Raw genomic sequence first — 9,295 nt, 5'->3', positions numbered from 1 at the left:
TTATGCGGCGCGCAGTGCGGGATGGAAGCCCGCGGCTTCGATGATCGACTGCACGCGCTCGGCGGATTGCGCCGATTCGACCGTCACGCGCTTCGCCGCGACGTCGATGTCGAGCTTCGCGCCGGGATCGGCCGCGGTCACCGCGCGGGTGATCGCGTTCGCGCAGCCGCCGCAGGTCATGTCCTGAACTTCGAATTCCATCGTTCTCTCCAGAGTTGACGAACCCGCACAGCATGAAGCTTGCCACCGTGGGAAGGTCAAGCGTGCGCGCACCGGTGCGCAGGATAACCCGCGCGCCGCTTTCGTGACGCGAAAGCAATTCGTCAGCGTGTAATCGGACAAATAAGAATTTCGGGCGGATCGTCAGTCGGTATTTAGCCCGATTGACCGTTCAGGGTCGGACGCGACGGTCGCAAAATTCCTTTTGAGACAAAGGCTTGCGAAACGGTGTGAAGCGCGATCCCCATTCTGCGATCAAGGGTAATTGATGCGGAAATGCGAATCGCTCTTAATATCAGTTTTCCTTCCGCATTTCTTTCTACTCCTGATCATGAATCGTTTCGCTTTCGGCTTTGCGCTGGCCCTGCTGGGCGCGTCGGCCACCTCCGCATTCGCGGCCGACGACGTCGTCAACCTGACCCTGAAGGACCACAAGTTCTCGCCCGAAGGCGTGACGATTCCCGCCGGCACGAAGGTGAAGTTCGTCGTGAAGAACCTCGACGCGACGCCCGCCGAATTCGAAAGCGACGACTTCAAGGCCGAGAAGGTGATTCCGGCCGGCAAAACGGCCGAGATCCTGGTCGGGCCGCTGAAGGCCGGCACCTACGAGTTCCACGACGAGTACCACGAAGCTCAGTCGAAGACGAAGCTCACCGTCAAGTAAGCGCGTACCGCCATGTTGTCTACCGCCCTGATCGTCTTTCGTGAAGTGCTCGAGGCCGCGCTGGTGGTCTCGATCGTGATGGCCGCCACGAAGGGCGTGCCGCGGCGCGGCTGGTGGGTCGGCAGCGGGCTGGTCGGCGGCGTGATCGGCGCGGGCCTGATCGCCGCGTTCGCCGACGTGATCTCGCAGTGGGCGTCCGGGATGGGCCAGGAGGTGTTCAACGCGGGCGTGATGTTCGTCGCGACGCTGATGCTCGCGTGGCACAGCATCTGGATGAGCAAGCATGGCCGCGAGATGGCGCTGCACATGACCGCCGTCGGCCGGGCCGTCGCGGCCGGCAGCAAGCCGCTGACCGGGCTCGCGATCGTCGTCGGCGTCGCGGTGCTGCGCGAAGGCTCCGAAGCCGTGCTGTTCCTGTACGGCATCGCGGCGGGCGATCCGGGGCAGACGCCGCAGATGATCGCCGGCGGGCTGCTCGGCGTGCTCGGCGGCGCGGGGCTCGGCTATGCGATGTATGCGGGCCTGCTGCGGATTCCGCTGAAGCGCCTGTTCTCCGTCACCAACGGGCTGATCGTGCTGCTCGCGGCCGGGATGGCGAGCCAGTGCGTCGGCTTCCTGCTGGCGGCCGGCCTCGTGCCGTCGTGGGGCGACGCGGTGTGGGATACGTCGTGGCTGCTGAAGGATTCGAGCCTCGTCGGCAAGGCGCTCCATACGCTGATCGGCTATACCGCGCGTCCGGCGGGCGTCCAGATCGTCGCATACCTCGCGACGCTGGCGACGATCGTCGTGCTCGCGCGGCTCGTCGGCCGGCCGCAAGGTGCGATGCGGCCGCCGCGACCGGTCGCCTGAACAACCCGGGTTCGCATGCACGAGGGGGCGTCCATGACGCCCCTTCGTTCGTTTACCGGCCGGTGCCGCGCTCAGCGGTGGTTATCGATCCACGCGCGCGCCCATTCGAGCCCGGCGACGCGCGCCTCGTCCTCGGTATCGAATACGCCGAGCACGCCCGAGGCCTCGACGAGCTTGTTGTTCTGCGTGATCGTGCCGCTTGCCGCGAAGCGCTCGGGCTGCATGATCTCGTCCTGCTGCAGGATCGCGTGGCCCCAGATATGGTAGCCGTGGTAGGTTTCCGCTTCCATTATCGTGTCACCTTGGCGGGGCCGTTGCGGGTGCCGACGCGCAGCACGTTGCCGTCCGGCGTATATTGCCGCGGGATGTCGGTGAAGGCGAGACCATGCGGCGAATCCTGCGCGTCCGGCTGCATCACCGTCAGCCGGCCCGGCGCGGGCCGGGCGACGGGGCGCGTGGCGGGCGCGGTGGGCGTGGCGGACGGGGTGCCGGGTGCCGGCATGCGATGCGCGCCCGTCCTCAGCGTCTGCGTGGCGGGCGCGACGTGGCGCTTGTGCGGCTTCGCGGCCGTTTTCTGCTGGGCGGCGGCATGCTTCGCGGGGGCCGTCGCGTGCGCGTCGGGGGTGTGCGCCGCCGGCGGCCGCGGCGCAGCCGTGCGCGCCTCGGGCGGATTCCACACCTCGACGTAATGGTCGGCGGCCATGCCGGGCGTCGCACACGCCAGCGCCAGCAAGCCGCATCCGATCAGTCTCACCATGCTTTCTCCGTTTGTCTCGTCGGCGGCCCGCTGCGCCGCTTACTCCACCGTCACCGACTTCGCGAGATTCCGCGGCTTGTCGACGTCGGTGCCGCGCGCGCAGGCCGTGTGATACGCGAGCAGCTGGAGCGGCACGACGTGCAGGATCGGCGACAGCTGGCCGTAGTGCTCCGGCATCCGGATCACGTGCAGGCCGTCGTCGTTGACGATCTGCGTGTCCGCGTCCGCGAACACGTACAGCTCGCCGCCGCGCGCGCGCACTTCCTGCATGTTCGACTTCAGTTTCTCGAGCAGCGCGTCGTTCGGCGCGACCGTGACGACCGGCATCGCTTCCGTGACGAGCGCGAGCGGCCCGTGCTTCAGTTCGCCCGCCGGATACGCCTCGGCGTGGATGTACGAGATTTCCTTCAGCTTCAGCGCGCCCTCGAGCGCGATCGGGTAGTGCAGCCCGCGGCCGAGGAACAGCGCGTTTTCCTTGCGGGCGAATTCTTCCGACCACGCGATGATTTGCGGCTCGAGCGCGAGCACGCTGTTCAGCGCGGCCGGCAGGTGGCGCAGCTGCTTCAGGTATTCGCCTTCCTGTGCGGCGTCGACGTGCCCGCGCAGCTTGCCGAGCGTCGCGGCCAGCACGAACAGCCCGACGAGCTGGGTCGTGAACGCCTTCGTCGATGCGACGCCGATCTCGGTGCCCGCATGCGTGAGGAACTGCAGCTCGGTGAGGCGCACCATCGCGCTCGTCGCGACGTTGCACACCGCGAGCGTGTGCGCATGGCCGAGCGACTGGGCGTGCTTGAGCGCCGCGAGCGTGTCGGCCGTCTCGCCCGACTGTGAGATCACGACGACGAGCTGGCGCGGGTTCGGCACCGATTCGCGGTAGCGGTATTCGCTCGCGATCTCGACCTGGGTCGGGATCTTCGCGATCGATTCGAGCCAGTACTTCGCGGTCAGGCCCGAGTAGTAGCTGGTGCCGCACGCGAGGATCAGCAGGCTGTCGATCTCGCCGAACGCGGCGGCCGCGGCGTCGCCGAACAGCGTCGCGTCGAACGCGTCGGCCTGCGGGATCGTGTCGCTGATCGCACGCGGCTGCTCGAAGATTTCCTTCTGCATGAAGTGCCGGTACGGTCCGAGCTCGACCGCGCCGCCGTACGCGCTGACGACGCGCACTTCGCGCTGCGCCGCCGCGCCGTGGCGGTCGACGATCTTCACGCCGTCGAGCGACAGCTCGCACACGTCGCCTTCCTCGAGGAACGTGAAGTGGTCGGTGCTGCCCGCCAGCGCGAGCGCGTCGGATGCGAGGAAGTTCTCGCCGTCGCCGTAGCCGACGACGAGCGGCGAACCCTGGCGCGCGCCGACGACCGTGTGCGGCTGGTCCTTGTGGATCACCGCGATCGCATACGCGCCGTGCAGCTGCTGCACCGCCTCGCGCACCGCGGCGAACAGGTCGCCGCGATACAGGCTGTGCACGAGGTGCGCGATCACTTCGGTGTCGGTCTGCGACACGAATTCGTAGCCCTGCGCGCGCAGCGCGTCGCGCAGCGCCTCGAAGTTCTCGATGATGCCGTTGTGGACGAGCGCGAGCGCGTTCGACGAGAAGATCGGGTGGGCGTTGTGCGTGACCGGCGCGCCGTGCGTGGCCCAGCGCGTGTGCGCGATGCCCGTGACGCCTTCGAGGTGCGACTCGCGGACCTGCGCGTCGAGGTCGGCAACGCGCGCGACGCTGCGCGCGCGCTTCGGTGCGTCCGGTTCGAGCACGGCGACGCCGCACGAATCGTAGCCACGGTATTCGAGGCGCCGCAGACCTTCGATCAGCACCGGAACGATATTACGCTTTGCAACTGCACCGACAATGCCGCACATGAAAACAGTCCTGTAAGTCGAAGCGGGCGCAACGACGGCGCCCGCGGGGTATTCAGCTTTTCTTCTTGACCGGGCGGACGTAGCCGCTCTTCGCGGTCTGCGTCTTCTCGTTCAACGCGAGCATGCCTTCGGCCACGTCCTTCCAGATCGTCGTGCCCGCGGCGATCGTCACGCCGCGCCCGACGCGCACCGGCGCGACCAGCTGCGTATCCGAGCCGACGAACACGTCGTCCTCGATCACGGTGCGGAACTTGTTCGCGCCGTCGTAGTTGCAGGTGATCGTGCCCGCGCCGATGTTCACGCGCGCGCCGATGTCGGCGTCGCCGATGTACGTGAGGTGGTTCGCCTTCGAGCCGTGGCCGATCACCGCGTTCTTCACCTCGACGAAATTGCCGACGTGCGCCTCGTCGGCGAGCCGCGCGCCCGGGCGCAGCCGCGCGTACGGGCCGATCACCGTGTGCGCGCCGAGCTCGGCGCCGTCGATGTGCGTGAACGCGTCGATGCGCGTGCCCGCGCCGACCGACGCGTTGCGGATCACGCAGTTCGCGCCGATCGTCACGTTGTCGGCGAGCGTCACGTTGCCTTCGAACACGCAGTTCACGTCGATCGACACGTCGCGGCCGCAGCGCAGCGTGCCGCGCACATCGAGCCGCGCCGGGTCGGCGAGCGTCACGCCGTCGGCGAGCAGCGCGTCGGCGAGGTTGCGCTGGTGGACGCGCTCGAGCTCCGCGAGCTGCGCCTTGCTGTTCACGCCGAGCGTTTCCCATTCGGCGTCCGGCTGCGCGGTGACGACCTCGAAGCCGGCGTCGATCGCGAGCTCGACGACGTCGGTCAGGTAGTACTCGCCCTGCGCGTTGTCGTTGTTCAGCGCGCCGAGCCACATCGCGAGCTGCGCGGTCGGCGTGACGACGATGCCGGTGTTGATCTCGGCGATCTTCTGCTCGTCCGGCGACGCGTCCTTCTGCTCGACGATGCGCGTGACGAAGCCGGCCGGGTCGCGCACGATGCGGCCGTAGCCGGTCGGCTCGTCGAGCGTGACCGTCAGGATGCCGTAGCGGCCTTCGCGCGCGGCGTCGACGAGGCGCTCGAGCGTGGACACGCGGGTGAGCGGCACGTCGCCGTACAGCACGAGGGTCGGCTGCGCGGGATCGAGGAGCGGCAGCGCCTGGCGCACCGCGTGGCCGGTGCCGAGCTGCTCGGCCTGCACCGCGAACTGCACGTCGGGCGCGCCGACGGCAGCCTGCACCTGCTCCGCGCCGTGGCCGACGACGACCACGAGCCGGGACGGCTGCAGCGCGCGCGCGGTGGCGATGACATGGGAGAGGAGGGGCCTGCCGGCCAGAGGATGAAGCACTTTCGGCAGCGCGGAACGCATGCGCTTGCCGGTGCCTGCCGCCAAAATCACGATATTCATGGCGCCAGCTTGTCAGAAGAGTTCGAAGCTACACATTCTAGCATGGGGCCCCGCCCGCCGAGCCCGGCCGGGCGGGGCTGGCGGGCCCGCCCGGCGGGCGTCGCCGGGCCCCGCGCTGGGCGGCTTACAGATCGTCGAACTGGACGATCGAGATCGGTCGGGCCGCGTCAGGCCTGGCGGTGCCGTCGTCGCCGCTCGAGCACGGTTCCTCGTCGAACGCGATGTCGCCCTGCGGATCGGCCTCGCCGGTCGCGCGCAGCGACGTGAACGGGAACAGCGTGGTATCCATCAGGTGCGACGGCACGACCTTCGCGAGCGCGTTGAACATGTTGTCGACGCGGCCCGGGAAGCGCTTGTCCCACTCGCGGATCAGCGCCTTCATTTCCGCGCGCTTCAGGTTCGGCTGGCTGCCGCACAGGTTGCACGGGATGATCGGGAATTCGCGCAGCTCCGCGTACTTCTCCAGATCCGTTTCCTTCACGTACGCGAGCGGGCGGATCACGACGTTCTTGCCGTCGTCCGACTGCAGCTTCGGCGGCATCCCCTTCAGCTTGCCGCCGTAGAACATGTTCAGGAGCAGCGTCTGCACGATGTCGTCGCGGTGATGGCCGAGCGCGATCTTGGTCGCGCCGAGCTCGCCCGCGACGCGGTACAGGATCCCGCGGCGCAGCCGCGAGCACAGCGAGCAGGTGGTCTTGCCCTCGGGCACGAGGCGCTTGACGATGCTGTAGGTGTCCTGGTTTTCGATGTGGAACGGCACGCCGATCCGCGTCAGGTACTCGGGCAGCACGTGCTCCGGGAAGCCCGGCTGCTTCTGGTCGAGGTTGACGGCGACGATGTCGAAGTCGATCGGCGCACGCTCGCGCAGGCGCAGCAGGACGTCGAGCATCGCGTAGCTGTCCTTGCCGCCCGACAGGCAGACCATCACCTTGTCGCCGTGCTCGATCATGTTGTAGTCGCCGATCGCTTGGCCGACCTGGCGCACGATGCGCTTGAACAGCTTGTTGTTCTCGTACGCTTCCTTCTGCTCGCGGCGCGTCAGCGCCGGGCGGCCGGCGTCGGCCGCCAGCTCATTCGGATTGGGGGTATGGGGGGCGTTCATGCTCGCTCCTCGTCCTTGATGCGAAAGACTTCGACGCCGACGGCGTCGCAGTCCGGATAGGCGTCCGGTTTCTCGGTACGGACGCGTACCGCGCGCACGGCGTCGTGCGCCAGCAGGCGCGCGGCGATCGCGTCGCACAGCGTTTCCTGCAGGTGGATGTGGCCGCGCGCCACGCACTGCGCGACGCTCTGCTTCATCAGGTCGTAGTCGACGACTTCATGCAGCCGGTCGTCGACGGGGGTGGACAGCGCAAGCGGCACGAACAGGTCGACATTGATGACGACGCGCTGCTCGCCGCGCTTCTCGTGCTCGAATGCCCCGATGTTGATGTGCACCTCGTAGTCGCGCAGGTAGAGCCTGCGGCAATCCGCGAGGCGGGGGTGCAGGAGAGCGGAATGCATGGTCGTTCCAGTCAAATTGGCGTGCGCGCACGCAAAGCGGCGCGGGCGGCGGCCGTCATGGCGCGCGCCCGTGCGGTTCATTCGGGCCGGCGGCAGGCGGCACCAGGTGCTCGCCGCCGTCGACGGTCAGCGTCGCGCCGGTGATGCCGGGCGCGTCCGCCAGGTAGCAGGCCGCCGCCGCGATGTCGTTCGCGTGCGGCGCGCGCCCGCGCACGAGCGCCGCGATGCGCACCTTCGGTGCGAGCGTCAGCGCCAGCGCGGCGGTCGCGCGGTTCAGCGCGGCCTGCATCAGCGCGTGCGACAGCTGTTCGGGCGCCGGGTGGAACAGCGCCTGGTCCAGCACGTGGATCGCGCACGCGCGCAGCGCTTCGTCGGCGCGCGCGGCGTCGGGCGTCGCGGCTTCGAGCGCGCGGGCCAGCGCGAGCGGCGCGGCGACGTTGCGGGCGAGCGCAGCGGCGAGCGCCGCATGGCACACCGAGTGCGCGTCGTCGGCGCCCGTCGGCGCGCTGTGGAACACGACGCATGCCGGCCGGCCGAGCGCCGCGTCGCAGGCCGCGACGAGCCCGGCCGCCTCGGCTTCGAGGGCCAGATCGGCGTCGAGCACGGCCGCGCGGCGTCCGAGCGCCCGGACCTCGGCGACGAGCGCGTCGGCCACGGCGGGCGGCGCGTCGCGGCCGCGCTGCAGCGCGACGTCCCAGCCGCGCCGGGCGAACCCGGTGGCGAGCGCGCGGCCGATCGACGCGGCGTCGGCCGCGCTGTCCAGGGCGCCCGCGACGAGCACCACGCGCGCGGTCGACGTATCGGCTGAAACGGTCATTTACAATGCCGGGATGAACCCGAAAGCTCACGAACCCGCTAGTTTACCTGCTCCCGGCCCCGACGCGCTCGCGCAGTCCGAAACCCTCGCCGCGCAGCTGCGTGACGAGATCGCGTCGGCCGGCGGCTGGCTGCCGTTCGACCGCTTCATGGAGCGCGCGCTGTACGCGCCCGGTCTCGGCTACTACAGCGGCGGCGCCCGCAAGTTCGGCCGCCGCGCCGACGACGGCAGCGACTTCGTCACCGCGCCCGAGCTGTCGCCGCTGTTCGCGCAGACGCTCGCGCGGCCCGTCGCGCAGGCGCTCGCGGCGAGCGGCACGCGCCGCGTGATGGAATTCGGCGCGGGCACCGGCAAGCTGGCGGCGGGGCTGCTCGCGGCGCTCGACGCGCTGGCAGCCGAACTCGACGAATACCTGATTGTCGACCTGTCCGGCGAGTTGCGCGAGCGGCAGCGCGACACGATCGCCGCTGCTGCTCCCGGCCTCGCGTCGAAGGTGCGCTGGCTCGACGCGCTGCCCGAGCGCTTCGAGGGCGTCGTGGTCGGCAACGAGGTGCTCGACGCGATGCCGGTGCGGCTGTTCGCGAAGGCGGACGGTGCGTGGCGCGAGCGCGGGGTCGCGCTCGACGCGCGGCAGGCGTTCGTGTTCGAGGACCGGCCGGCCGCGCCGGCCGACGTGCCGCCGGCGCTCGCCGCGCTCGACGCCGGCGACGGCTACGTGACCGAGACGCACGAGGCCGCGCTCGCGTTCACCCGCACCGTCTGCACGATGCTCGCGCGCGGCGCGGTGCTGCTGGTCGACTACGGTTTTCCCGCGCACGAGTACTACCATCCGCAGCGCGACCGCGGCACGCTGATGTGCCACTATCGGCACCGCGCGCACGATGACCCGTTCCTCTATCCGGGCCTGCAGGACATCACCGCGCACGTCGAATTCTCGGGGATCTACGAGGCCGGCGTCGCGACCGGCGCGGACCTGCTCGGCTACACGTCGCAGGCGCGCTTCCTGCTCAATGCGGGCATCACCGATGCGCTTGCCGCGATCGATCCGTCCGACGTCCGCGCGTTCCTGCCCGCCGCGAACGCGGTGCAGAAGCTGATCTCGGAAGCGGAGATGGGCGAGCTGTTCAAGGTGATCGCGTTCTCGCGCGGCCTCGACGGCCCGCTCGACGCGTTCGCGCGCGGCGACCGCTCGCACGCGCTCTGACGGGAGCGGCC

At 69.5% G+C, this 9,295-nt stretch carries 11 protein-coding genes; 3 read left to right on the top strand and 8 right to left on the bottom strand.

Annotated elements, in window-relative coordinates; translation table 11 throughout:
- Positions 1 to 201 carry a heavy-metal-associated domain-containing protein gene (locus ACFIMZ_RS17990; RefSeq protein WP_431820695.1) on the bottom strand — a complete coding sequence of 67 codons (201 nt, stop codon included), beginning with the start codon at positions 199 to 201 and terminating at the stop codon, positions 1 to 3.
- 349 nt (positions 202 to 550) lie between these two features.
- Between ACFIMZ_RS17990 and ACFIMZ_RS17985 the strand changes: the two genes are divergently transcribed.
- Both ACFIMZ_RS17985 and ACFIMZ_RS17980 read left to right on the top strand, forming a co-directional pair.
- A complete protein-coding gene (locus ACFIMZ_RS17985; protein WP_431820694.1) occupies positions 551 to 883 on the top strand; it encodes a cupredoxin domain-containing protein in 333 nt (110 codons plus the stop codon).
- A gap of 12 nt (positions 884 to 895) precedes the next feature.
- Positions 896 to 1,732, top strand: a complete 837-nt coding sequence (locus ACFIMZ_RS17980) for an FTR1 family iron permease (RefSeq protein WP_431820693.1) — start codon at positions 896 to 898, stop codon at positions 1,730 to 1,732.
- 71 nt (positions 1,733 to 1,803) lie between these two features.
- Here ACFIMZ_RS17980 and ACFIMZ_RS17975 read toward each other — a convergent pair whose 3' ends face one another.
- From ACFIMZ_RS17975 to ACFIMZ_RS17945, 7 genes are all read right to left on the bottom strand, one after another.
- Positions 1,804 to 2,022: a hypothetical protein gene (locus ACFIMZ_RS17975; RefSeq protein WP_431820692.1), complete on the bottom strand. Its 219-nt coding sequence runs from the start codon at positions 2,020 to 2,022 to the stop codon at positions 1,804 to 1,806.
- Positions 2,022 to 2,489: a hypothetical protein gene (locus ACFIMZ_RS17970; RefSeq protein ID WP_431820691.1), complete on the bottom strand. Its 468-nt coding sequence runs from the start codon at positions 2,487 to 2,489 to the stop codon at positions 2,022 to 2,024. The genes ACFIMZ_RS17975 and ACFIMZ_RS17970 overlap by 1 nt, the downstream gene beginning before the upstream one ends.
- A 39-nt stretch (positions 2,490 to 2,528) precedes the next feature.
- Positions 2,529 to 4,346, bottom strand: a complete 1,818-nt coding sequence (gene glmS / locus ACFIMZ_RS17965) for a glutamine--fructose-6-phosphate transaminase (isomerizing) (RefSeq protein ID WP_431820690.1) — start codon at positions 4,344 to 4,346, stop codon at positions 2,529 to 2,531.
- A gap of 52 nt (positions 4,347 to 4,398) precedes the next feature.
- Positions 4,399 to 5,760 (bottom strand): bifunctional UDP-N-acetylglucosamine diphosphorylase/glucosamine-1-phosphate N-acetyltransferase GlmU, encoded by a 1,362-nt coding sequence (gene glmU, locus ACFIMZ_RS17960; protein ID WP_431820689.1) that lies wholly within the window; start codon positions 5,758 to 5,760, stop codon positions 4,399 to 4,401.
- A 124-nt stretch (positions 5,761 to 5,884) separates the two neighbouring features.
- Positions 5,885 to 6,862, bottom strand: a complete 978-nt coding sequence (gene ttcA, locus ACFIMZ_RS17955) for a tRNA 2-thiocytidine(32) synthetase TtcA (protein ID WP_431820688.1) — start codon at positions 6,860 to 6,862, stop codon at positions 5,885 to 5,887.
- A complete protein-coding gene (locus tag ACFIMZ_RS17950) occupies positions 6,859 to 7,263 on the bottom strand; it encodes a dihydroneopterin aldolase (RefSeq protein WP_010090456.1) in 405 nt (134 codons plus the stop codon). Before ACFIMZ_RS17950 ends, ttcA begins: the two co-directional genes overlap by 4 nt.
- A gap of 55 nt (positions 7,264 to 7,318) precedes the next feature.
- Positions 7,319 to 8,080, bottom strand: a complete 762-nt coding sequence (locus tag ACFIMZ_RS17945; protein ID WP_431820687.1) for an SDR family oxidoreductase — start codon at positions 8,078 to 8,080, stop codon at positions 7,319 to 7,321.
- Between the two features lie 13 nt (positions 8,081 to 8,093).
- On the opposite strand from ACFIMZ_RS17945, the gene ACFIMZ_RS17940 reads away from it, so the two are divergent.
- Positions 8,094 to 9,284 carry a class I SAM-dependent methyltransferase gene (locus ACFIMZ_RS17940; protein ID WP_431820686.1) on the top strand — a complete coding sequence of 397 codons (1,191 nt, stop codon included), beginning with the start codon at positions 8,094 to 8,096 and terminating at the stop codon, positions 9,282 to 9,284.
- Positions 9,285 to 9,295 lie beyond the last annotated feature (11 nt).

This window comes from Burkholderia sp. F1 (assembly GCF_050813845.1).
In the GTDB taxonomy this organism is placed as follows: Bacteria; Pseudomonadota; Gammaproteobacteria; order Burkholderiales; family Burkholderiaceae; genus Burkholderia; species Burkholderia ubonensis.
The sequence above is the reverse complement of the archived record's forward strand: the minus strand, read 5'-3'. Positions and strand labels throughout refer to the sequence as shown.

What these genes read in the sequence shown, in the direction of transcription:
- ACFIMZ_RS17950 (WP_010090456.1), bottom strand. Translation starts at nt 7,263, where the DNA reads ATGCATTCCGCTCTCCTGCACCCCCGCCTCGCGGATTGCCGCAGGCTC.
- glmS (WP_431820690.1), bottom strand. Translation starts at nt 4,346, where the DNA reads ATGTGCGGCATTGTCGGTGCAGTTGCAAAGCGTAATATCGTTCCGGTG.
- ACFIMZ_RS17970 (WP_431820691.1), bottom strand. Translation starts at nt 2,489, where the DNA reads ATGGTGAGACTGATCGGATGCGGCTTGCTGGCGCTGGCGTGTGCGACG.
- ACFIMZ_RS17975 (WP_431820692.1), bottom strand. Translation starts at nt 2,022, where the DNA reads ATGGAAGCGGAAACCTACCACGGCTACCATATCTGGGGCCACGCGATC.
- ACFIMZ_RS17980 (WP_431820693.1), top strand. Translation starts at nt 896, where the DNA reads ATGTTGTCTACCGCCCTGATCGTCTTTCGTGAAGTGCTCGAGGCCGCG.
- ACFIMZ_RS17945 (WP_431820687.1), bottom strand. Translation starts at nt 8,080, where the DNA reads ATGACCGTTTCAGCCGATACGTCGACCGCGCGCGTGGTGCTCGTCGCG.
- ACFIMZ_RS17985 (WP_431820694.1), top strand. Translation starts at nt 551, where the DNA reads ATGAATCGTTTCGCTTTCGGCTTTGCGCTGGCCCTGCTGGGCGCGTCG.
- ttcA (WP_431820688.1), bottom strand. Translation starts at nt 6,862, where the DNA reads ATGAACGCCCCCCATACCCCCAATCCGAATGAGCTGGCGGCCGACGCC.
- glmU (WP_431820689.1), bottom strand. Translation starts at nt 5,760, where the DNA reads ATGAATATCGTGATTTTGGCGGCAGGCACCGGCAAGCGCATGCGTTCC.
- ACFIMZ_RS17940 (WP_431820686.1), top strand. Translation starts at nt 8,094, where the DNA reads ATGAACCCGAAAGCTCACGAACCCGCTAGTTTACCTGCTCCCGGCCCC.
- ACFIMZ_RS17990 (WP_431820695.1), bottom strand. Translation starts at nt 201, where the DNA reads ATGGAATTCGAAGTTCAGGACATGACCTGCGGCGGCTGCGCGAACGCG.